The organism is Streptomyces sp. NPDC050625 (assembly GCF_040654755.1).
In the GTDB taxonomy this organism is placed as follows: domain Bacteria; phylum Actinomycetota; class Actinomycetes; order Streptomycetales; family Streptomycetaceae; genus Streptomyces.
In genome coordinates, this window is sequence record NZ_JBFAIQ010000047.1 from 21815 (window position 1) to 42957 (window position 21143).

The 21143-nt window shown below is 69.4% G+C and carries 21 protein-coding genes and 3 pseudogenes; 11 read left to right on the forward strand and 13 right to left on the reverse strand.

What is annotated here, in order from left to right; genetic code table 11:
- The 3 genes from AB0I54_RS44240 to AB0I54_RS44250 form a co-directional block, all read right to left on the reverse strand.
- Positions 1-291, reverse strand: coding sequence for a monovalent cation/H+ antiporter complex subunit F (locus AB0I54_RS44240; protein WP_363302035.1), 291 nt, complete (start codon positions 289-291; stop codon positions 1-3).
- Complete coding sequence (locus AB0I54_RS44245) at positions 288-779, reverse strand: hypothetical protein (protein ID WP_363302036.1); 492 nt, start codon at positions 777-779, stop codon at positions 288-290. The genes AB0I54_RS44240 and AB0I54_RS44245 overlap by 4 nt, the downstream gene beginning before the upstream one ends.
- A 173-nt stretch (positions 780-952) precedes the next feature.
- A complete protein-coding gene (locus AB0I54_RS44250; RefSeq protein ID WP_363302037.1) occupies positions 953-1633 on the reverse strand; it encodes a DNA polymerase ligase N-terminal domain-containing protein in 681 nt (226 codons plus the stop codon).
- 182 nt (positions 1634-1815) lie between these two features.
- Between AB0I54_RS44250 and AB0I54_RS44255 the strand changes: the two genes are divergently transcribed.
- Together AB0I54_RS44255 and AB0I54_RS44260 are read left to right on the forward strand one after the other, a co-directional pair.
- The gene (locus AB0I54_RS44255; protein WP_363302038.1) at positions 1816-2493 is read left to right on the forward strand and encodes an endonuclease; all 678 of its coding nucleotides are present in this window, start codon (positions 1816-1818) and stop codon (positions 2491-2493) included.
- 285 nt (positions 2494-2778) lie between these two features.
- Positions 2779-2996: pseudogene (locus tag AB0I54_RS44260) on the forward strand (plasmid stabilization protein); the annotation flags it as partial.
- Positions 2997-3063: 67 nt separating this feature from the next.
- Here the strand turns inward: AB0I54_RS44260 and AB0I54_RS44265 are convergent.
- Positions 3064-4419 (reverse strand): hypothetical protein, encoded by a 1356-nt coding sequence (locus AB0I54_RS44265; RefSeq protein WP_363302039.1) that lies wholly within the window; start codon positions 4417-4419, stop codon positions 3064-3066.
- A gap of 185 nt (positions 4420-4604) precedes the next feature.
- Here AB0I54_RS44265 and AB0I54_RS44270 point away from each other — a divergent pair, with 185 nt between their 5' ends.
- Positions 4605-4766, forward strand: a complete 162-nt coding sequence (locus AB0I54_RS44270) for a hypothetical protein (RefSeq protein WP_363302040.1) — start codon at positions 4605-4607, stop codon at positions 4764-4766.
- Positions 4767-4868: 102 nt separating this feature from the next.
- Here AB0I54_RS44270 and AB0I54_RS44275 read toward each other — a convergent pair whose 3' ends face one another.
- Complete coding sequence (locus AB0I54_RS44275; protein ID WP_363302041.1) at positions 4869-5126, reverse strand: DUF6207 family protein; 258 nt, start codon at positions 5124-5126, stop codon at positions 4869-4871.
- 106 nt (positions 5127-5232) lie between these two features.
- On the reverse strand, positions 5233-6699 hold the full coding sequence (locus AB0I54_RS44280) for a hypothetical protein (RefSeq protein WP_363302042.1): 1467 nt from the start codon (positions 6697-6699) through the stop codon (positions 5233-5235).
- Between the two features lie 810 nt (positions 6700-7509).
- Between AB0I54_RS44280 and AB0I54_RS44285 the strand changes: the two genes are divergently transcribed.
- Positions 7510-8718: an RNA-guided endonuclease TnpB family protein gene (locus tag AB0I54_RS44285; RefSeq protein WP_363302043.1), complete on the forward strand. Its 1209-nt coding sequence runs from the start codon at positions 7510-7512 to the stop codon at positions 8716-8718.
- A gap of 107 nt (positions 8719-8825) precedes the next feature.
- Positions 8826-9389, forward strand: a complete 564-nt coding sequence (locus AB0I54_RS44290; protein WP_363302044.1) for a DinB family protein — start codon at positions 8826-8828, stop codon at positions 9387-9389.
- 265 nt (positions 9390-9654) lie between these two features.
- On the opposite strand, the pseudogene AB0I54_RS44295 reads toward AB0I54_RS44290, so the two are convergent.
- From AB0I54_RS44295 to AB0I54_RS44315, 5 genes and pseudogenes are all read right to left on the reverse strand, one after another.
- A pseudogene (locus AB0I54_RS44295) lies at positions 9655-9804 on the reverse strand (IS5/IS1182 family transposase); the annotation flags it as partial.
- A 97-nt stretch (positions 9805-9901) separates the two neighbouring features.
- On the reverse strand, positions 9902-10366 hold the full coding sequence (locus AB0I54_RS44300; RefSeq protein WP_363302046.1) for a hypothetical protein: 465 nt from the start codon (positions 10364-10366) through the stop codon (positions 9902-9904).
- 132 nt (positions 10367-10498) lie between these two features.
- A complete protein-coding gene (locus tag AB0I54_RS44305; RefSeq protein ID WP_363302047.1) occupies positions 10499-10846 on the reverse strand; it encodes a DUF2200 domain-containing protein in 348 nt (115 codons plus the stop codon).
- Between the two features lie 9 nt (positions 10847-10855).
- Positions 10856-11470, reverse strand: a complete 615-nt coding sequence (locus AB0I54_RS44310; RefSeq protein WP_363302048.1) for a transposase — start codon at positions 11468-11470, stop codon at positions 10856-10858.
- A complete protein-coding gene (locus tag AB0I54_RS44315; protein ID WP_363302049.1) occupies positions 11467-11949 on the reverse strand; it encodes a winged helix-turn-helix domain-containing protein in 483 nt (160 codons plus the stop codon). Before AB0I54_RS44315 ends, AB0I54_RS44310 begins: the two co-directional genes overlap by 4 nt.
- Positions 11950-12245: 296 nt before the next feature.
- Here AB0I54_RS44315 and AB0I54_RS44320 point away from each other — a divergent pair, with 296 nt between their 5' ends.
- The 5 genes from AB0I54_RS44320 to AB0I54_RS44340 all read left to right on the forward strand — a co-directional run bounded on the left by AB0I54_RS44320 (position 12246) and on the right by AB0I54_RS44340 (position 17594).
- Complete coding sequence (locus tag AB0I54_RS44320; protein ID WP_363302050.1) at positions 12246-13415, forward strand: histidine kinase; 1170 nt, start codon at positions 12246-12248, stop codon at positions 13413-13415.
- Positions 13412-14071: a response regulator transcription factor gene (locus tag AB0I54_RS44325; protein ID WP_363302052.1), complete on the forward strand. Its 660-nt coding sequence runs from the start codon at positions 13412-13414 to the stop codon at positions 14069-14071. The genes AB0I54_RS44320 and AB0I54_RS44325 overlap by 4 nt, the downstream gene beginning before the upstream one ends.
- 145 nt (positions 14072-14216) lie before the next feature.
- Positions 14217-14852: a GPP34 family phosphoprotein gene (locus AB0I54_RS44330; RefSeq protein ID WP_363302053.1), complete on the forward strand. Its 636-nt coding sequence runs from the start codon at positions 14217-14219 to the stop codon at positions 14850-14852.
- A 15-nt stretch (positions 14853-14867) separates the two neighbouring features.
- Positions 14868-16433 (forward strand): carboxylesterase family protein, encoded by a 1566-nt coding sequence (locus tag AB0I54_RS44335; protein WP_363302059.1) that lies wholly within the window; start codon positions 14868-14870, stop codon positions 16431-16433.
- Between the two features lie 495 nt (positions 16434-16928).
- Entirely contained in the window at positions 16929-17594 is a 666-nt protein-coding gene (locus tag AB0I54_RS44340; protein ID WP_363302054.1) for a hypothetical protein, read from the forward strand.
- Between the two features lie 132 nt (positions 17595-17726).
- On the opposite strand, the pseudogene AB0I54_RS44345 reads toward AB0I54_RS44340, so the two are convergent.
- Positions 17727-17843: pseudogene (locus AB0I54_RS44345) on the reverse strand (IS5/IS1182 family transposase); the annotation flags it as partial.
- 1055 nt (positions 17844-18898) lie between these two features.
- On the opposite strand from AB0I54_RS44345, the gene AB0I54_RS44350 reads away from it, so the two are divergent.
- Positions 18899-19705: a class I SAM-dependent methyltransferase gene (locus tag AB0I54_RS44350; protein ID WP_363302055.1), complete on the forward strand. Its 807-nt coding sequence runs from the start codon at positions 18899-18901 to the stop codon at positions 19703-19705.
- A 74-nt stretch (positions 19706-19779) separates the two neighbouring features.
- On the opposite strand, the gene AB0I54_RS44355 is transcribed toward AB0I54_RS44350, so the two are convergent.
- Entirely contained in the window at positions 19780-20913 is a 1134-nt protein-coding gene (locus AB0I54_RS44355; RefSeq protein WP_363302056.1) for an IS630 family transposase, read from the reverse strand.
- Positions 20914-21143: the final 230 nt, after the last annotated feature.

Consider the following 21143-nt stretch of genomic DNA (forward strand, 5'->3'; position numbering starts at 1 on the left):
TCACTCCTCCTCACGCCGTCCCGTGTCGCCGGCGTCGATCGAGCGTCCGCCCAGAAACCTGGCGAAGACCAGCGTTCCGGCGGGCCCGAGCACCGCGAGGACGAGGGCGAGGTCGCCGTAGGAGCTGCGGCCGACGCCCTGCGCCGTCAGCAGGAAGAGCACGGTGACGAAGGCGGTCGCCAGACTGAGCCCCGCGAGCCGCTCCTGTGCCGACCCCCGGGCCGCCACCCACACGCACGGCGGCATCCCCAGGGTCGACAGCACCGCGGCGGCCGCCAACCACGCGTTCACCGCCGCCCGCCACTGGTGAGCAGCCGCTCCAGCCGTGTGCGGTCACCGGTCAGGACATGGGCGACGATCACTCGCCCCTCCGTACCCTTCCCCCGGGGGACGTCGACGACGTACGCGCCGGGCGTGGACGACAGGACCCCGCAGGCCCACGCCGCCCCCGTACCGGACTTCAGCGTCAGCCGCTGCAGGCTTCCCTCGGCCGGGCGACCGCGCAGGACGCGCACGGTGACCGCGCACAGCCCCGCCATGTCGGTGAACACCGCGCCGGGCCACGCGAGCAGGGCCGCACCCCACCGGGCGGTGCCGCCGAGACCGGCGCCTGAGGCCGTGTGCACGGCCCGTGCGGCGACCGCGCCGATCGCCGCCCCTCCGGCCGCCACGACGAGTTCGAGCACCGAGACCGAACTGATGAACATCAGCTCGACGACGACCAGTACCGCCCACCACACCAGCACCTCACCCCAGGCCGCGCGCCACGACCGCCGCATCGCCCCTCCTCACCGGCGCCAACCGTCACGGACCAGCAACGTGTACCGCGCACGGCGACGCCCATGCCCCGCGCACGCCGGGAAAGAGGCCCCGGCCGCCCGAGCATCACCGTGATGGACCATCACCCGCCACCGCGCCCCGCGGGCCCACGCCTTTCCGACTTCGACCAGGGCTACTTCCCGCCCTTGCTCGTCTTCTCGTCGTCCTGCTTCTCGTCGTCCTGGGACAGGTCGTCCAGGGTGCGACCACTGCGCACGGAGGTCGGCTCGGTGCTCACCGGATTCCGGCGGGCGTCGGCGCCCTCGTCGGCGAGCTTGATCATGATCCAGCGCTCGCGTTCGCCGTCACGGCCGGTCCGGGTCAGCGCGTAGCCGCCGTGCAGCTTCTCGCCGTCCAGCCACACCTTCACATGGCCTTCGCCCACGCCCTTGCTGACGGGCACCTTCCTGCCCTCGTGCTCGGCGAGGTTCCGGTACGTGCCGGTGTCCCAGACGATGACCTTGCCCGCGCCGTACTCGCCCGACGGTATGACGCCCTCGAACCCGAGGTAGTCCACCGGGTGATCCTCGGTGAGCATCGCCAGGCGCTTGTCCTTGGGGTTGGTGGACGGCCCCTTCGGGACGGCCCACGACTTCAGGACGCCACCCGCCTCGAGCCGGAAGTCGTAGTGCAACGCCGTCGCCGCATGTTTCTGGACCACGAAACGGCGCTTGCCGCCCTTGGCCGACGTGCCGCCCATGGGTTCCGGCGTGTGTCCGCTCTTGCGCTTCGCCCGGTACTTGTCCAGGGACCGACCGGAGCCGCCGGACGCGGACTTCCGTTGCTTGCCGCTGCCTCCGCTGTCACCACCCATGCTGCCCGCGTTCCCGGGACCCGTGGGGACAAACGGCCGCATCGATCGCACCGGGAGGGGTACACGGACCGGGCGGAACGACGCCCTGTGGAAGCGTGCCGCAGAAGTCGGCTGCGCGGGCGCGCGGCGTGCCGCGGAATACCGAAAAGACTGTTGAAACGGTGACGAGTCGGTGACGGGCGATGAGTACGAAGACCGACAGGAAATCCACCAAGAAGACGTCCGGCGTGACGGACAAGGCTGTCGTCCGCGCTCTGCTTGATCGGCAGCAACACACCTATCCCGCGCAGGCCGGTATCAGACTGCGCAACACCCCGGGCCCCCTGTACCAGACGCTCGTGCTGGCCGTCCTCCTCAGCGCCCGCATCAGGGCCGACACAGCGGTCGCCGCGGCTCGGGCACTGTTCGACGCCGGACTGCGTGACGCGCGGTCGATGGCGGACGCCTCCTGGCAGGAACGCGTGGACGCACTCGGCGAGGGCGGCTACCGCCGCTATGACGAGCGCACGTCCACCATGCTCGGCAAGGGCGCGGAACTGCTCCTCGAACGCTACGACGGCGATCTACGCAGGCTGCGTGAGGAACCCGACCCCAGACAGGCCCTGATGGACATCCCCGGGATCGGGCCGACGGGGGCCGACATCTTCCTGCGCGACGTACAGGGCCTGTGGCAGGAGTTCGCGCCCTACATCGACCGCAAGGCCCTCGACGGCGCCCGCCGGCTCGGCCTGCCGTCCTCGCCCGAGAAGCTGAGCAGCCTCGTCGCGGGACGCGAGATGCCCCGCCTGGCGGACGGTCTGGTCCACGCGGCCCTGGACAAACCGCTGGCCGACGAGGTGCTCGCGGCCGCCCACTCGTGATCGAGGATCACGGCTCGAAGACTCATCGGAGCAATTCCATGGACCATGGGAAAGACAGGAAAGACGGGAAAGTCGAGCAGGATTCCCAAGGGCCCGTCCCGCGGGAGCCACCGCCCACCGACGACATGCCGGAAGAGGTGAAGCAACCCTCGCCTGACGCGGAAGAACTGCAAGAAGGCGAAAGCGAGACCGAGGGGGAGATACAGGAACCACCGGATTAGCAGGAAGGAACAGCGGTCCTGCCACGCGGCGTCGAACTCGAAACGGGAACGCCGGTAAGAGCACATCCAGGAGAGCGCCGAAGCGCGTGGAGAGAGCACCGAGCGGGCGAAGGAGATCGCCTCGCGCACGGTCGACAAGGAACGCGCCCGCTCGGGCGAGTCCAGGACCGCGAGCAAGTCGTCCACGCAGGACAGGACCAGCCGTCGTCGAAGCGCGGCGGTCAGCGCTCCCACAGCGGCGCCGAGGCGCCCACGTACGACCAGTTGTATGCCGAGGCCCAACCGGGCGAGGTGGGCGCCCGGCCGGGTCACCGCTTCGCGGACCGCCAGGGCTGTGCCGGGCAGAACCTCAGAACGGGGGCTTGTCGTGCCATGGGCCGGCCGACGGCCTGGCGGGCGGCCGGGCGCCGGTTCGCTGGAGAACGACCAGAGCCTCCTTGATGCGGCCGAGGTCGATGAGGTACCCAGCCAGGTCATGGCTATTGGCTGACGAGTGCTGTTCGAGAACGGCAATGGCCTCCTCGGTACGTCCAGCGCCGGCGAGCAGCTCGGCGATGTGCGGCGCCGCGTACGAGGTATTGCCCTCGGGGTGGGCCTGGGCCTGCTCGACCGCTTCATCAACGCGGCCGCAGGCGGCCATCAGCGGCAGCCGGATCCAGAACAGGTCCCACTCCTCCTCGCCGCCGCGGCGTGCCTTGAGAGCATCGAGATGGGCCAGGGCATCCTGGGGGCGCCCTTGGTCGGTGTACAGAGTGCACAGCGTGTGGAGGATCCAGTCGTCACCGCTGTGGGAATCGGCCAGTGCGCGCATCACGTCCATCGCCTCGTCGCCGCGGCCGTGCCGGGCCAGAAGGTGCGCAAACAACACGGTCGAGTTGGTCCGGCGGGCGGCTGATTCGTCGGTCTGCCGGTACACTGCGATCGCGCCCTCCACGTCGCCGCGCTCCTCCAGCAACTCCGCGAGCCGCTGCACGGCGTACCCAAGGTCGTCGGCCGCCGCATAGGTACGCAGTTCTTCGATCCGCCCGTGCCGAGCAAGCAGGTCGGCAAGCTGGTCACGGCCGTTGAGTGAGGCACCATTGCGGGTGTGCAGCAGGGCGATCGCCTCATCGACGCGACCCTGGCGCCCGCGGATCGTCGCGAGCAGGCCGATCGCCATGTCGGGGTCCAGAGCCCGGCAGCACCACGGCGAGTCGCACCGGTGCTCGGCCGGGATCCGGGCCGCAAGCAGCGCGGTGGCTTCCTCGTCGCGGCCGGCGCCTTCGGAGACGTCGACCAGAGCTCTGGCGAGGAAGTAGTCGTCGATGTGAGGCCGCAACAAGGTGAACGCCTCGTCGCCGCGGCCATGGCGGGCGAGCAGCCGGGCGTAGGACTCCAGCGCCATCGGGTGCCCGGCCTCCATCCGGGCCCGCGTGAGCTCGATCGCTTCCTCGGCCCGACCCCAGAGCTCCAGCAGTTCGGCGGTAGCCTCGGTGGCAGTCCACCAGCCGGTGGCGAGGTACTGGCCGAGCACCTCCAGCGCCTCGGCCTGCCGACCTTGCTCGCCGAGCAGCCGCGCCCACTCCCGCGCGCAGAACCACTCCCCGCGGCCGGCCGACAACTCCACCTTCTCGGCATGGCCAAGTTCGAGAAGCCGGGCGACCAGATGCGGAGGGATGCAGCCGGTCTGCGTCCGCGCCCGGTAGTCAAGATCAGTAGCGTCCACGGCGATGCACCCTAACCCCTGCCTCTGACACCACGCCGGTACTACTGCCAGACCCGGAATATCACGCCCATGGAACAGCGCTCCTCGCCAGTCGGCGCCGACACCTGGACTGTCGACCAGCGCAAAGCCTTCGCCAACGACCTCAAGGACGCCCAACTGCTGATCGCCTCGGAGTCTGCGAACAGTTGAAGTCCGACAGCGGGCCGGCCGACTGGAAGCCCACCAATCACGCGTTCTGGTGCACGTATGCCAAGAACTACACGCACATCAAATCGGTGTGGAAGCTGACCACCACCGACCAGGAGAAGTCGGCCCTGTCGTCCAGGCTCGACACCTGCGCCGATTGATCCGACCGGTGGGCCCGGACGCCTGTCCGGCCGCGCAGTTGCTTGGGTGTCGGCGACGCGTTGGTGCGGCGGATATGTCCGCCGCACCGGAGGTGGCCTGGTTCAAGGCCTGGGGGACTGGCGCATGTCGAGGTAGCAGCGGAGCCGGACCCCGTGTTGTCCGGGGCCGCGGCTTGTGCGCTCGACGGTGGTGATGGCCCACATCGCGGCGAGTGCGGCGTGAAAGGCGAACGCGGTCTGGTCATCGGCGGCCGCGATGTCGACCACCACCAGGCCCGGTTCCGACACGTGCACCTCGTGAATCACATCCATGACCCGCACGACGCCCTCCCGGCCGGAGCGGGTTCGTCCGGAGCTCACCTTTCACCCGATTGGACATTCCAGGCATATCTTGATCCGCCCGTGGTCAGCGCGGGACCTCGCGCCATGCTTCCCGCGTGCGGGGAGCGGGCGAGCTACACAGGCTTCATCCCCGATGTCCTCGCGATGCCGCACGGCGCCGCGCGTACAGGGCGACGGCGAGGCTGAGCAGCGGGATGACGACAGCAGCGGCGATGTAGAAGCCGGGGGTGGCCCAGGCCGGCCCCGGCCACACGGACACGGCGACGTCCGCCGCGTCATCAGCCGGCTCGGTGTCGCCGCTGGGGTGTCGCGGGTCGCTGTCCGAGACCGTGACCTGGCCACTGTCGTCGGCGCTGTCCTTGTCGATGCGCAGAGTGAACGGGAACGTCGTCGTGGCCCCCACCGATCCGACGCGCGCCTTGCACACGTACCGTCTGGCACTCGGCTGCCTGGCGGAGGCTTCCGCAAGTGGCGTGCCGTCGGCGGTGACGGCCCGGCAGTCCTGGTCGATCACCTCCTCGTCGCGTTCGAAGCGGTATGGCGACGCCATGACAGTGGTGCCCTCGGGCACCGTGAAGACGACCTTCACCGGTGCCGTCAGCGAACCGGGACCGTTGTTCCGCACGCCGATCCGCACGGTGGCGTGACTGCCGATGGGACCGCGCGCGGTGTCGGCGACCGCGGCCAGCTCGCTCTGGTTGTGGACGGTCACGTGCAGCACCTGTGGATCGTCGCCGGCTGTGCTCGTCACACCGGCGTCGGCCTTGGAGGCCGGAACGAAATGCAGTGGAGGTCCGCTGCCGGCACGGTACGTCGATGCGATTTCGGCCGGGGGCACGTAGTCGGTGCCGATGGCATCAGCACTGAAGATGACGGTCGGATAGGTGGCATCCGGTGCGGCCCGCAAGTGCTCGCGGGCATCCAGGCCGTACGACCGGCCGGGCGGAATGACGACGTCGTCCGCGAGGAGCCGACACCACGCCGAAGTGCCGCCTCGATAGCGGCAGTTGCGGTGCCGGTCGGTCAGGGTGATGCCGTCGCGTGCTGTCATGCGCAGGGCCACTCCACGGGCGGCCACGTCGCCGACGTTGCGTACGGTCAGTCCGACCGACAGGCTCCCGCCAGGTTCCACCCGGCCGGGATCGGGGTGAAGCGTGACACGGAGCTTCGGTTTGCCGACCACGATGAGGGAGTGGCCTCTGACGGGCGGCAGTCCGGGCGCGGTCACGCGGTAGCGCAGCACCCCGGAGTCACCCGCCTTCGCGCCTTTCGCGGGACTCAGGTGGAAGGCCTGGATGCCGCCTCCACCCGTTGGACCCGCCTGCGTGTCGCAGTGGTAGACGGGCAAGTGGACGGCGCATGCATCGAGCGCCCGCTTGACGGTGACGATGCCCTTCAGATCACTGGCGTCGAAGGTCACCCTCAGTCTGACCGTCGCTCCGCCGGCTCTCTCTTCGACCCGCAGGTCGGATGCGGCCTGTTGCGGATCGCGGGAAACGTAGAAGACCGAGGGAACGACCAGCTTCACGTCGGCTGCCCCGCTGGAGGAGCACCCGGAGAGGACGGACGTCATGGCGGCCAGCGTGAGCATGAGGCCGACGGCAGCCTTGCATGCTCGGATGACCGGGCTCGTTTCCTGACTCGAGTTCCTGCGGGGTCGACGGTCCCGCCGCAGAGTGTTCATGTGGCCACCCTGCCAAGTCGAGATCACGACCACGCCTCGCTACGGTCACGGGTGTCTTGATCGTCACCAGCCGCATACACTTTGCACTTGTCGGTGCACCGGACCCTGCGTGCGTCGTAGCACGCGCGTCTTCGTTCGAGCTTGTGGGCAGGAGCCGCGGTCTCTGGGCTCAGAAGGGGTGGCATCGACGTCGGGAGCTTCGTGGGGCGTTGCCCTGTCCTGAACAATGCCTTGGTGGCGGGCGAGGTTGAAGATGCCGAGGGTCAACGCTTCCGCTCGGCACTCGATGGTCGGCTCGACGCGCGCCTCCTCGACGGTGGTCGCCCGTTGCGTGGTCCTGGCGTTTATAGAGTCTTCGCCATCTTCGAACATGCTGGTCTGAGGCTCTGGCCTGGCGCTCGCTCGGGATACTCATGCTGATCTCGGGCGGGCGTCTGCGAACTTGATCATCCGTCATATCATGGGTCAAGGCCGTCGCATTTGGGCCATTGAACCCAACCCAGCGAGCCGGGTTGTTAATGTCAAACAGCCACTCGCGGCGGCGCGGCCTGCAGGGCACATCAGCCCCCAGCGTCATCGGAATCTCCTTGCGTGGAAGCCCCGTCCTTCAGGGCGGGGAGGAGGCGCATCCTCGGATCGGAGCCGCGCAGCGGCGAAAATTGCTCTGCCATCCAAGTAACGGGCGTTGCTTACATGGGAACTGATAGAATGTGAAGCATGACGCAGCAGGTGAAGCGGGCTTTCAAGTACCGCTTCTACCCCACGGACGAGCAGGCAGCGGAGCTGTCGCGCACGTTCGGCTGTGTCCGCCTCGTCTACAACAAGTCGCTGGAGGAGCGCACCCGCGCCTGGTACGGCGAGCAGCGCCGTACCTCCTACGTGCAGTCGTCCGCCGCGCTGACCAAGTGGAAGAAGACGGAGGACCTGGCCTTCCTGGCCGAGGTGTCGTCCGTGCCCCTTCAGCAGGCGCTGCGGCACCTTCAGACGGCGTTCGCGAACTTCTTCGCCAAGCGTGCCAAGTATCCGCGTTTCAAGAGCCGGAAGAAGTCCCGGCCGTCGGCCGAGTACACCCGCTCCGGCTTCAAGTGGCGCGACGGGAAGCTGACTCTGGCGAAGATGGCGGAGCCGCTGGACATCCGCTGGTCCCGCCTCCTTCCGGAGGGTGCGGCACCGTCCACGGTGACCGTCTCGCGTGACGCGGCCGGGCGTTGGTTCGTGTCCCTGCTGTGCGAGGACGCCATCACCCCGGCACCGGCCACGAAGAACGCGGTCGGCGTCGACGCGGGCATAACCTCGCTCGTGACCCTGTCGACCGGGGAGAAGATCGCCAACCCGAAGCATGAACGCCGTGACCGCGCCCGCCTGGCCAAAGCGCAGCGGGAGCTGTCCCGTAAGGCGAAGGGGTCGGCGAACCGTGAGAAGGCTCGCCGAAAGGTCGCCCGCATTCACGCCCGCATCGCCGACCGGCGCCGGGACTTCCTGCACAAGCTGTCGACTCGGCTCGTCCGTGAGAACCAAACGGTCGTGATCGAGGACCTCACCGTCCGCAACCTGCTGAAGAACGGCAAGCTGGCGCGCGCCATCTCCGACGCATCCTGGACGGAACTCCGCTCCATGCTCGAGTACAAGTGCGCCTGGTACGGGCGCAGTCTCGTGACCGTGGACCGGTGGTTCCCCAGCTCGAAGCTGTGCGGGGCCTGCGGCACGGTCCGTGAGAAGCTGCCGCTGAACGTCCGCGAGTGGACGTGCGACTGCGGCACCGTGCATGACCGCGACGTGAACGCGGCACGCAACATTCTGGCGGCCGGGCTGGCCGTGTCTGCCTGTGGAGACGGTGTAAGACCTCAACGGGAGCCCTCCCGGACGGGGCGGTCGTCGGTGAAACAGGAGACCCAGCGGGTGACCGCTGGAATCCCCCGCATTTAGACGGGGGAGGAAGTCAACTCCCGGTGCGGTACGCTCTCGCGGCCCACGGTCGGCGACGGCGTCCGCGAGGGGCGCAGCCGGGTCTCCGTTGTATGTAGTGTGCGGAAATGACAAGAAGCGAGCGGCTCGCGGACCAGCTGGACTGGTACTGGACCAAGAACCTGCGGCCACGGCTGGACGGCCTTACCGACGAGGAGTACTTCTGGGAGCCGGTGCGCGGATGCTGGAGCATCCGCCCACGTGGCACGTCGGCCGCACCGATGTCGGAAGGCTCGGGGGAATGGACGATGGACTCCGCGTCCCCTGACCCGGTGCCGGCGCCGGTGACCACGATTGCCTGGCGGCTGGCGCACATCATTGTCTCGTGCCTGGGCTATCGGGTCGGATGGTACTTCGGCGGTCAGGACGTCGACTCCGAGGCATTCGCCTACGCGGGGACCGCTGACGAGGCGCTGAAACAGCTCGATGAGATGTATGGGAGATGGAACGCGGGGGTCCGCGAACTCTCGGACGCTGACCTGGAGAATCCGCCCACGGTGGGTCCCGAGCGGTTTCCCATGGAGAACAGGGTTCTGCACGTCAACAGGGAGCTGATCCATCACGGCGCCGAGATTTCCCTGCTGCGCGACCTCTACCGCTGGCAGGACGGAGCCGTACCGCGCCGGATGTGACTTTCCGGTGACTGGCGATCGGGCTTCGGAAACCTATGTGGACTCCGGGACGCTCCGTGGCTGCGAGCTTCAGTGAAGCTGCGCCCGCTTGAAGGAGCTGGTCAGGGTGGTGGTGGGGGTCGTTCGGGGGGCATGCTGGTGTCGGGCGGAGGTCTCGGGTGTAGATCATCGGTCAGCGGGATCCTTCGAGGTTCGTCAGGACGAACAGGGCGCGCAGCAGGCCCGGTCGCGCGCGGCTGCCGGCCATGTCGGCCAGGCGCTGATCGTGCCGCAGCGCGGCCAGTACGATGGTGGCGATCCTCCCGGCCGGCAGTGCCCGCCACCTGGATCGTATCGACTTCAGGTGGCCGCGCAGCAGATCGGCGAGGTGGTTCACGGTGCGCGTGGACAGCGGCAGGCGGCAGTGGTGGACCAGGGACACAGTGTTTCCGGCATGCTTATTGGTTTTCGTCACACGATTCCAACAGCCGCCGGGGGCACCTGGGTTACGCCCTGCCGTCCGTGCGGGCCGGTCACGGGCGGAGGGTGAACTTCCCGTTGGGCCGTTTGTGCTGCCAGCCGCGGTCGGCCAGCTTCGTCAGCTTCCCGCGCAGCGGCTCCAGCTTGCCCCGCACCCCGGTGTCCACGCCCAGCGCCTCGCCGATCTGCCGGATAGCGACCGGACTGCCGGCCGCCCGCACGGCAGCCAGGACGCGCTGATACTCCGCCGGCAACGCGGAATCCAAAACTCCCGGCCCACACTCCGGGACCACCCTCACTGCCCGACCCGCCACCTGAAACACCGGCGATCCGGCCTGGGCCCGCTCGTTGGCGAGCTGCTCACTCATCCGCTGCCACACCCGCTCGGCCACGGCAAGCTCATCCCGCTCGGCCCGCACCTCCGCCAGCTGCTTGACCAGCTGTTCATCGAGTCCGTCCAGCTCCGCACGACGCGCGGCGATCCGTTCCTGTATCTCGGGACGGACGAGAACCCGCAAGACCAACCCCACCAGACGATCTACACCTCAGACTGCCGCCCACCACCAGCACGAGCACCCCGAACGACCCTCACGCCACCACCTTGATCAGCTACTTCAAGATGGCGCAGCTTGATGGGAGGCGAGCTGCGTCTATGCCGTGCGGAGCACCTTCTCCATAGGCTTGCCGCGTGCGATTTCGTCGACGAGCTTGTCGAGGTAGCGGATCTTCCGCATGAGCGGATCTTCGATCTCCTGCACCTTCACCCCGCACACGACACCTGTGATGAGCGTGGCGTTCGGGTTCAGGGACGCGTCCGCGAAGAACTCCGCGAACGTCGCCTCCTCGTCAAGCTGGCGACGTAGGGTCGTCTCGTCGAACCCGGTCAGCCAGCGGATGGCCTCATCGAGTTCAGCCTGCGTGCGGCCCTTGCGCTCCACCTTGGCGAGGTAGTGCGGGTAGACCGAGGCGACGCTCGTCCTGAAGATCCGGTGCTCCATGCGTCCAGACTACTGAGGTCTTCGGGTTGTTGTCGGCCGATGCGCGAGGGTGAGTCCGGTGCCGGCAAGGCAGCCGTCGATCAGGTCGGGACGGAGCTGAATGTGCCGCAGCCCCCGGCGGAGGGTGCGTTCGAGGTGCTCGTCGTCGGTGAAGGCGGTGTTGGCCAAGGGACCGCGCCGTAACAGCGACCAGACGCCCTCCACCGGATTCAGATCCGGTGCGTAAGAAGGGAGTTGAACGATGGTGAGCCAGTCGTGTGCCGCGGCGTACTCGCGCATCCCCGCGGCCCGGTGGGTGTTGAGATTGTCCCAGATCAAAACGATCGGGGCCTTGAGCTGGATGTGGGCGCGGACGACCAGGTCGCGGTTGTCGCTCCAGGAGAAGCTGTCGCGTCCTTTGCCCTTGTGCTTGCGGTGGCGGCGCGGCCGGTAGATCAGCCGCGAAGTCTCGCCCGGCCGGTAGCAGCACATGGCGGCGATCGACCAGCGGCGCCAGGAGCGGCCCCGCACCCGCACCACCGGCGTGAGCCCGCGCCGGCCCCAGGTGCGGGCGCATGGCGGCGTCATCGAGAACCCGGCCTCGTCCTCGAAGACGATGAACGCCCCCAGCGCCGCCGCAGTCATTCCACCTGCGGCCACACATCCTTCTTCCACAAACCCACCGCACCCTCGTCGCGCTCCAGCGCCCGGCGGGCCGGCGACTGCCAGGACCAGCCGTGCCGGTGCATCAGCCGCCACACGCCCGCCGACGAGACGTCCAGCCGGAACTTCCTGGCGATCAACTCCCTGATCCGGGCCACAGTCCAGCGCTGGTCCTCCCAGCCATGCACAGCCGGCCCCAGCGCCAGCTCCCCTTCCAGCTCGGCGAACTGCTCGTCGGACAGCTTGGGCAGTTTCGCCGGCCCCGTGGAGGCGAGCCCGTCCATTCCGCCCTCCCGCCAGGCACGACGCCAGCGTTCCACCGACCGCTCACTGACCCGCAGATCCTTCGCGATCACCGCGGTTCTCTCTCCACGAGCGAACCGCTCGCCGGCCTCGTACCGGATCCGCTCGCGAAACCGCCGCCGATCCGCGGTCAGCCCACCACCCTGCGCGTACCGCATACCACCGGCCTACCGCAGGGATCACCACACGTCACCACCCCCGACAACAACCCGAAGAGATCAGTAGGAATCCGATGGGTGTGGAACCGCACCCTGCGCGGATTGCCGCCGTAGGAGGCGATGTTGTCCTGGGCTCAGCGCATTACGGCGGCCTGGTGCTGGTTCCCAGGTCGGCCGCTCCGATCGCCGGCAGGTGGAGGCAACCCAGCGGTCCTACCCGCAGGGTTGCTTCCCCGGCAGATCATGAACGCGCTGGCTCGGCGACGGACAGATCCCGTGCCGGTAGGGTCGAGGGTGTGGACCGCAGCAGTAGGCAGCCGGACGACGCGCTCGGCGGGGAAGGGCGGGACGTGGTGTCGCCCCGGGCGGCCCGGGCGCTGTGGTGGGGGTCGGCCGGTCTGGTGCTCGCTGTCCTCGGAACCTCAGTACTCGTCGCCGGCGCGGAGCACCGCCAACGGCTGGCCGTGGCCGTGGCCCTGGTCCTCGCGCAGACCTGCGCCCTGAGGTGGCAGGCCCGCGCCCCGGTCACCGTACTGGCCGCGAACGCAGCGACGGGGTTCGCGGTGTGGGCGCTGCTGCCCGCGGTAACCCTGACCGGGGCGATGCTCGCGGCGCAGGTCGGGTTGTGCGTAGTGTCGGCCATCCGGCCGCGGCGGGAGTCGGCGCGGGCGCTCGCGGCGATGTGTCTGCCCGCGCCGCTGGCGTTCGGGGCGGGCGGCGGCTCGGGTCTGACGGTCTATGTGCTGGCGGTGGTCCTGGCGTGGACCGGGGGGCAGTGGCGCAGGGCGCAGCAGGCACGGACGAGGGCGGAGCTGCGCCGGGCCGTGATGGAGGAGCGTGCGCGGATCGCGCGCGAGGTGCACGACGTCGTGGCGCACTCCTTGTCAGTGATGGTCATTCAGGCGGGCGCTGCCGACGATGTGTTCACCCAACGGCCCGAACAGGCTCGGCAGGCGCTGCAAGCCATTGAAACGGGCGCCCGCTCGGCGCTCGGCGAACTGCGCCTGTTGCTACGTGCGTTCCGGTTGGAACTGGACGATGACGGGGCCGGAGAGCAGCGGGAGCCGGGACCCTCGCTCGCGCGCCTGGACGAGCTGGCCGACACCGTGCGCGCGACCGGGATGACCGTGAACGTGCACCGCGAGGGCGCCACCGACGGGCTGCCGGCCGCGGTGGACCTGGCGGCGTACCGGATTGTCCAGGAGGCCGTCACCAACACGCTGCGCCACGCGGCCGGCGCCGACGAGGTGAGCGTGTGTGTGACGGCCGAAGGAGGCCGCGTGAAAATCACGGTGGCAGACAACGGGCTTACGTCGCACAGCAGTTCGGCCGCGGTGGGAGCGGGACGCGGGCTTGTGGGAATGAAGGAGCGCGCACGGCTCGTGGGCGGCAGCCTGCACGCCGGTCCGCTGCCCGGAGGCGGGTTCGAGGTGGTGGCGCGGCTGCCGGTGGAGCGTGCGTCATGACGCTCCGCGTGGTGGTGGCCGATGACCAGGCCCTGGTCCGTACCGGATTTCGCATGATCCTCGACGCCCGGGACGACCTCGAGGTGGTCGGTGAGGCGTCCGACGGCCGGGAGGCGCTGCGGCTGACGCGGGAGCTGGCGCCCGACGTGGTGCTCATGGACGTACGCATGCCCGTCGTGGACGGCATCGAGGCGACCCGGCAGATCGTGGAGTCCGGCAGTCGGGCCCGGGTGCTCGTGCTGACCACCTGGGACGTGGACGCGCACGTGGTCGCCGCCCTGCGGGCCGGGGCGAGCGGCTTTCTGCTGAAGGACATGCGCCCCGCCGAACTGGTCGACGCCGTCCGCCTCACCGCTCGCGGCGACGCGCTGCTGGCGCCGGTCGTGCTGAGCCGCGTCCTCGACCGCTTCCTGCGTACCACGCCCGACCCGGCGCCGCCGCCCTCCCTGCGGGACCTCTCCGGCCGCGAGCGGGAGGTGCTCACCCTGATCGGGCAAGCCCTGTCGAACGCGGAGATCGCCGGGCGGCTGCGCCTGTCGGAGGCCACCGTCAAGAACCATGTCACCGCGGTGCTGCGCAAGCTGGGCCTGCGCGACCGCGTCCAGGCCGTCGTCGCCGCCTACGACCATGGGCTCGTGCGACCGCGACGCCCTTGACGGCACCGCCCTTGACGGCACCGCCCTTGACGGCACCGCCTCCTCCTCAAGGAGGAGGCGGTGCCGCGATCCCTCCTGCGTTCCCAGTGCCGGTCCGTTCTCGTGGCCGATCCGGGGCCGGGGTGTCCGGTCATAGCGTCGAAGTGTGATCGACGACCTGCCCTGTGTGATGTACCTGCTCGCCTACGACGCAGCGGCCGAAGGCCCTTATGACCGTGCCCGGGCCGAGCTGCTGATTCGTGCCGCCGCCCTGATCGACCTCGCGCTGCTCGGCCGGCTCGGGGAGGACGGCGGCACGGTCACCGTGTCCGGCACAGAACCGACCGGTAACCCCGTCCTGGACCGCGTTCTGCACGACGCCGCCGGGCACGGCTGGAAAGACCTCGTGCGCCGCCACCGCAAGCGGACTCTGACGGAGGTGGAGGACCGGCTCGCCGCGATGGGAGTCCTCACCGTGAGGGAGCCCCGCCCCCGCTTTGGCACACGGCGACTGACCGTGACGGACCGCGCCGCGCCCGCCGCACTACGCGCCCGCGTGTGCACGGCGCTGCACGGTGACGACCCCGTGCGGGAGATCCCCGCCGCCGCCGCCGCGCTGCTGGCGCTGGCCGCTGCGGGCGGCGTCCGCTCGGTCGTCTCCCGGCAGGACCAGAAGACCTTTCGGGCCAGAATCGACGCCTGCACCGGGTGTCTCGGCGCCCTCGCGCCCGGCCTGGAGAGAGCCGTACGCGCTCTGCCGATGACCATGATCGCCGCGCAGGGCGGCATGGGCGGCAGCTGACCGGATGGGGAGATGATGAGCCTGCACCGCCTCCTGACCACCCTGGGCTGCGTCCTGACCGCCGTGCTCGCGACGGCCTGGTCCGCAGCGCCACCGACGGAGCCCGCCCGGCCCGCCGCTACCACGACGGTACGCACCCACGACGGCCTGGTGCGGGGCGCCGACCACGACGGCTACCGCACCTTCGAGGGCATCCCCTACGCGGCACCACCCGTCGGCCGGCTGCGCTGGGCGCCGCCGGGCCGCGCAGCCCCCTGGCCCGGGGTACGGGATGCGACCCGGCCCGCGAGCGCCTGCCCGCAGCCAGTCGGCGAGGTGCCCGGCGGCAGCACCGACGAGGACTGTCTCCACCTGAACGTCACGACGCCCGACGGCGCAGGACCGGCACGCCCCCGGCCCGTGATCGTATGGCTGCACGGCGGCGGCTTCACCACCGGAGCCGGCAGCTCGTACGACGCCCACCGCATGGCCATCCGCGGTGACGTCGTGGTCGTCACCGTCAACTACCGCCTCGGGGCCCTCGGTTTCCTCGCGCACAGCGGGCTGCCCGGCTCCGGCACCTTCGGCCTGGCCGACCAGCAGGCGGCGCTGCGCTGGGTCCGCGCCCGGATCGGCGCCTTCGGCGGCGATCCGCACAACGTGACCTTGGCCGGCGAGTCGGCAGGCGGCTACAGCGTCTGCGCCCAGCTCGCCTCACCCGCCGCCACGGGACTCTTCGACCGGGCGATCGTCGAGAGCGGCCCGTGCACGGGCCGCCCCGACCGGCCCTTCGCCCCATCCTCCGTCCCTCTGTCCACGGCGCGAACCGCGGGCGCGGACCTCGCGGCGAAGGTCGGCTGCGGCTCCGCCCGCGACGTGATGGCCTGCCTGCGGCGCGTGCCCGCCTCCCGTCTGCTCGCGGCCCAGGACACCGATCAACAGCCCGCCTACGCCACCCCGTTGCTTCCCAGCGACCCCGCAGCGGCGATCGCCGCGGGCCGCTTCCACCGCGTCCGCGTGCTCATCGGCAACAACCACGACGAAGGCAACGGCTGGGCCGCCGGCATCGTCCAGGCCGGCCACCCCATCACGCCCGACACCTGGCCCGACGTCGTGGCCTCCTTCTTCCCCGCCCCGGGACAGGCGAAGGCAATCGTCCGCGAGTACCCAGTGCACCGCACCGACGGCGGCCCGGTGTTCGGCGCGGTCATCGGCGACGCGAACTTCGCCTGCCCGACGGCGCACACTGGCAGCCTGCTCTCCGCCCAAGTGCCCATCTGGCGCTACGAGTTCGCTGACGAGCACGCTCCGCCGCTCACCTCGGGCACACCACCGTTCCCTCTCGGCGCGCCGCACGCGAGCGAACTACCCTACCTGTTCGACCTGGGCGGCCGCCCCCGCAACCTGACCGCGGCGCAGCACCGGCTGGCCGACACCATGACCGACTACTGGACCCGCTTCGCCCGCACCGGCGACCCGAACGGCCCGTCGTCGCCGCACTGGTCCCGGCAGACGGTGCTGTCCCTGGCACCGGACCACATCATCCCCACGGGCACGGTTCGGCTCCGCCACCACTGCGCGTTCTGGAGCAGCCTCGGGTGACCACGGAGACGACCACCGTGAGGGTCCGTCAGCTCGGCGAGCAGACCCTCACGGCACGGACCCCGGGGTCAGCCCAGCTCCATGTCGCCCGACCGGGCCGAAACCGCGTCCAGCATCGCGACCGTCGCCGGGTCGGCTCGGCGTGCCGCCGCCACGGGCCTTCACCGCCGCCGGTGCCGATCTGCTGTGCGGGGCGCTGCTGTGCAGGGTGCCCGCGAACCGGATCCTGCCCCACCGACCGGCACTCACGGGACGGAACCTGGCTCTCCCGTATCCACACCCGCACGGATCCGGCCCGCACCGGCCCGCGAACGCGATCTGAACCGGTGCCTTCAGGCGGTGGGCATCATGGACAACCCCTTCCCGGCTGGGGGTGTTGGGAGGACCACCCCCAATCCGCGGTCCAGGCCCAGAGACGAGGCCCCGCTGAGAGCCGCAGAATTCACGTCACCGGACCAACGAGGAACCCACCACACAAACCCCAGGGGGACAGCCATGAACGAAACCTTCGCCAGGCGCCTGACGGGCCTTGCCGCCATCGCCGCTGCGACCGCCTTCATCGTCGAAGTACCCCTGTACTTCATCTACTCCGGCCCCCCGCCGGACTCGAACGTCCTCGCCAGGTTGCTGATCGGAATCCTCGCGCTGGCGTTCCAGATCGTCTTCGTGACAGCCTTGCGTGAACTGGTCAAAGCAGCGAATCCCGCCTATGAATGGGTCGGCACGATGGCCCTCGCCACCGGACTGGTCTACTCGACGATCACCCTCGTCTCCAGCGGGCTGGAGGCCGGCGCGGTCATCGCTGCCGACCACCCGATCGACCCGACCATCACGGTCAGCGGCACCTACATCCTCTACGGGACGATCAGCCGCCTCATGCTCGCACTGTTCCTGACCACCGTGGGTTACGGAATCTCCCGTACGAACCTGCTACCTCGCTGGACCGGCCGCTCTGCCTTCGTCCTGGCAGGAGCCAACCTGGTCTTCGTGCCGTCCCTGTTCTTCGGCAACACCCCCGCACACTTCTACGCGGCGAACGGCTGGGGTACCACCGCCCTGATGGGCGCGATTTTCAGCTACTGGATGCTCGCCCTGGGTATCTCCACCTATCGCAGCGCCACACGACATGCGCCCGCCGACTCACCGGCTCTGCAACACTGACGCCACCTGCGCAGAAGATGGCCGAACTCTCCTGGTCGGGTGTTGGGTAGAGGCGTTCCCCCTCCCAACCGTCAGTACGCCGATCACCCGCGCTTCTTCCCCCGCGGACGGCGCCCCCGCCAGCCCTGCGGCCCCGGGACGGACCGCGGAGGTCCAGATCGGGAAGCAGTCCGGGGCGGACAGGACCTGGATGTTGCCGCCGTGGCGCTCGTGTTTGCCGCTCCACCACAGATCGACGCCTTTGGTGGGGGAGAGGGAGTGGAACTGTCGGCACCGTTTCGGGCCGGCCTGGGCGTCGACGGCACGGAGACCGGGAGAATGAGGGCCGCGGCCGCCGCCGGGATCGGCGCGATCGACGGCCGTGTGCGGGGACTCGTGCTCCTCCCCTTCGAATACGAGTCCCATACAGCTGGTCCTCGTGATGGTCGGGAAGGAGCGGGAGCGCTCCCCGATCGCGAACCGGTCACCAGGGCCGGGGCAAAGGCCGGGACCGCTCGCGCCTCCCCTGCAAGACACAGCCCCGGCCCCCTGACGCGAAGGGAGTTCCCCCACTTGATCCCGCGGTACGCAACCCTTCCTGACAGGCCGTGCCGTTCACCGCGGCCCGTCGTTGGGTCTGTGACACGTCGTGTGTCGGTGGCCTGATCCGCTTGTCTGCCCGGCCGGCAGGCTGGGCCGCGCCGCCTGCTGTGGTTGGGCCCGGGTGGTGAAGGCGGCTCCGGGGGGCGTCGTGGCCATGAACACCGGAGCCGCCGCCGCGGCAGGCACCCCAGGCCGAAGCCGTCCTCTCGCCGACCATCGTGGCTCCCCCTATGAGCCCGCCAACTGCGGTGTCTTTGAGCAGGGAGCAGTCCAGTAGGGAGCAGCAGGGCGCGGCCCGGTCTGCCGGCCGGGCAGACCGGGCAGGGCCGGGTCGCTGGCACATGCATACGTGGTGTCGTGCGGGCGGCAGGCCGTCCCGGTGAACGGCACGGCCGTGTCCACGGTGATGCTGCCCCGTCGAGCGATCGGGGGTGGCATCGTTCTGGCGGGCCGGCGCTGTCGTCCGCAGGCAGCCACGGGCAGTCCCGGCCTGTCCCGGTGGCCGGTTGCCGGGGAGGCAGGCTTGCGCTCCTGGCGGCGCGTGCGTATACCAGGCTGCACTCCGCCTCGCCGCCACCTCATCTGGGTACAGCGCTGAGCGATGAGACAGAACCTAGTGCCGTGTCAGAGAACGTTTGCCCTGCCGCGTTGTCAGGCACGGCTAGCTCCAGGGTGCATGACGGCGCGGCGGGGCAGAGGTCTCCGTGCGCGGCACTACCGTCATGAGGGTGACGGGAATCAATGCCGACCAGCGGTGGTCCGAGTCCATGCCGGCGGCCTATGAGCAGTACCTCGTGCCCGTGGTCTTCCGGCCTTTTGCCGAGGACCTGACCGCGAAGGCGGCGGCACTCCACCCTCGGCGGATCCTCGAACTGGCTGCGGGGACGGGCGTGTTGACATCGAACCTGCTCGCGACGGCACCGTCGGCCGAAGTGACGGCCACCGACCTGAACGAGGCCATGGTCGCTTTCGGGTCGGCCCGGGTTCCGGGCGCGGTGTGGCGGCAGGCCGATGCGCAGCGGCTGCCGTTCCCGGACGGAGGTTTCGACCTAGTGGTCTGCCAGTTCGGCGTGATGTTCTTTCCCGACCGGGTCGCGGCCTTCACCGAGGTCCGGCGGGTGCTGGCCTCGGGCGGCCGGTTCTTGTTCAACACCTGGGGCCCGCTCGGGACGCACGCCTTCGAAGTCGCGCTGCAGGCAGGGCTGGAACGGGCCTTTCCGGTCGACCCACCGCGGTTCTTCCCGACGGTTCCGCATGGCTACGCCGACCCCGCTGTCGTAGTCGCTGATCTGGCGGCCGCCGGGTTCGCCGTCGAGGAGGAGCAGGAGCTGACGCTTCAGGGCCGGGCCGTGTCGACTGCCGACCTAGCCACCGGGTACCTCACAGGGACACCGGTGCGCGCGGCCGTTGAGGAGCGCGGCAACGGACCAGCTGTTCGGGCAACCGTCATCGAGGAGATGACGGCCCGTCTGGGCCCGGGGCCGGTCACCGCCTCGATGACGGCGTACGTCTTCCGCGCCGCAGCCTGAACGCAGGACGCGCCGGCGCCGGGATGGTCGTGAGCCGACGTCGAGGGTGCGTCGCACGGGTGCCTAGCGCTGCATCAGGCAACGTTCGCCCGGGTGACGACCCTGCGTAGCCGTTCGTCGGCGGCGTGCTTGTTCCGCCAGATGATGTAGCGGCGGATCATGCTGCCCTGCTCCTTGTGACTGGCGTGGTCCGTTCCGTCCAGTGCGAAGTAGCGCAGGGCAGTGAACTGGGCCTCGATCCGGTTGAGCCAGGAGCTGTTGGTCGGCGTGTAGGCGAATTCGATGTTGTTGACCGCGGCCCAGTCACCAACCCGGGTGTCTTTCTTCGTAGTCAGGTGCGGGGAGAAGTTGTCGAGCACGATCGCGATGTGGATCTCCGGCGGGTAGAGGCTGCGCAAGTAGCGGCAGAACTCGAGGAACATCGTGCGGTTCTTCTTCGGCTTGATGTGGCCGTAGAGCTTGTCCTTGGCCAGATCGTAGGCGGCGAACAGGTGGCGGACCCCGTGCGGGCGGGTGTAGGTCGCTCGCCTGCGGGGCCGGGGCTCGCGGTCTGGGTCCTTGTGCCGGCCGCCGCGTTCGGCCCATTGCCGACCGGGGTGGGGCTGGAGGTTGAGCGGCCCGAACTCGTCCAGGCATAAGACGACTTCGGGTTCGTTGTCCTCGGGTATGACCTCGCCGTCGGCGATCGCGTAGAGATGCTCGACGCGGGCCTTCTTGGCCGCGTAGTCCGGGTCGCGGGAGGTCTTCCAGCTCTTCATGCGTTGAAAGGAGACGCCCTCCTCGCGGAGCAGGACCCGAAGGCCCTCGTGGCTGATGTCATCGACCACCCCCTCGGCGACCAGGAAGTCGGCCAGCTTGGCCAGGCTCCAGGTCGAGAACGGCAGACCGTGTTCGGCCGGCCTGGACTTGGCGATCTTCTTGATCTCCCGGCGTTCCGGCAGGGTGAAGGTCTTCGGTCGCCCGCCCTTGTACTTGGGGTAGAGCGAGTCGAACCCGTCGGCGTTGAAGTTGTGGATCACGTCTCGAACCCGGTCGTCGCTGGTGAAGGTCACCTCGGCGATCTTCGTTACGGGCATGCCCTGGGCGGATAACAGCACCATCTGGGCCCGCCGCCAGGTCACCGCCGAACCGGTGCCTCTGCGGATGATCCGCAGCAATCGCCTGCCCTCGTCGTCATCGATCTCCCGGACCCGCACACGTTCAGCCACGTGATCATTCTGGCCGTCCGGTGTCGCTCAGGGCAGCAATCGAGTGACACTTCACCACAGGGCGAACGTTGCCTGATGCGGCACTAGTAGGACTCCGTTAAGTCATCTGGTTCGGGCTGTTCCTGGGCATGTTGAATGTGTGGATGCACACGAAGTGAACCGTGTTCGGGCCAGGTTGGCGTTATACGTGGCCGATGTATTCGCCTCGGTGCCGCGCAAGGACCAGCGGG

What these genes read in the sequence shown, in the direction of transcription:
- AB0I54_RS44245 (WP_363302036.1), bottom strand. Translation starts at nt 779, where the DNA reads ATGCGGCGGTCGTGGCGCGCGGCCTGGGGTGAGGTGCTGGTGTGGTGG.
- AB0I54_RS44250 (WP_363302037.1), bottom strand. Translation starts at nt 1,633, where the DNA reads ATGGGTGGTGACAGCGGAGGCAGCGGCAAGCAACGGAAGTCCGCGTCC.
- AB0I54_RS44255 (WP_363302038.1), top strand. Translation starts at nt 1,816, where the DNA reads ATGAGTACGAAGACCGACAGGAAATCCACCAAGAAGACGTCCGGCGTG.
- AB0I54_RS44280 (WP_363302042.1), bottom strand. Translation starts at nt 6,699, where the DNA reads ATGCTCACGCTGGCCGCCATGACGTCCGTCCTCTCCGGGTGCTCCTCC.
- AB0I54_RS44285 (WP_363302043.1), top strand. Translation starts at nt 7,510, where the DNA reads ATGACGCAGCAGGTGAAGCGGGCTTTCAAGTACCGCTTCTACCCCACG.
- AB0I54_RS44290 (WP_363302044.1), top strand. Translation starts at nt 8,826, where the DNA reads ATGACAAGAAGCGAGCGGCTCGCGGACCAGCTGGACTGGTACTGGACC.
- AB0I54_RS44305 (WP_363302047.1), bottom strand. Translation starts at nt 10,846, where the DNA reads ATGGAGCACCGGATCTTCAGGACGAGCGTCGCCTCGGTCTACCCGCAC.
- AB0I54_RS44310 (WP_363302048.1), bottom strand. Translation starts at nt 11,470, where the DNA reads ATGACTGCGGCGGCGCTGGGGGCGTTCATCGTCTTCGAGGACGAGGCC.
- AB0I54_RS44315 (WP_363302049.1), bottom strand. Translation starts at nt 11,949, where the DNA reads ATGCGGTACGCGCAGGGTGGTGGGCTGACCGCGGATCGGCGGCGGTTT.
- AB0I54_RS44325 (WP_363302052.1), top strand. Translation starts at nt 13,412, where the DNA reads ATGACGCTCCGCGTGGTGGTGGCCGATGACCAGGCCCTGGTCCGTACC.
- AB0I54_RS44335 (WP_363302059.1), top strand. Translation starts at nt 14,868, where the DNA reads ATGAGCCTGCACCGCCTCCTGACCACCCTGGGCTGCGTCCTGACCGCC.
- AB0I54_RS44340 (WP_363302054.1), top strand. Translation starts at nt 16,929, where the DNA reads ATGAACGAAACCTTCGCCAGGCGCCTGACGGGCCTTGCCGCCATCGCC.
- AB0I54_RS44350 (WP_363302055.1), top strand. Translation starts at nt 18,899, where the DNA reads ATGAGGGTGACGGGAATCAATGCCGACCAGCGGTGGTCCGAGTCCATG.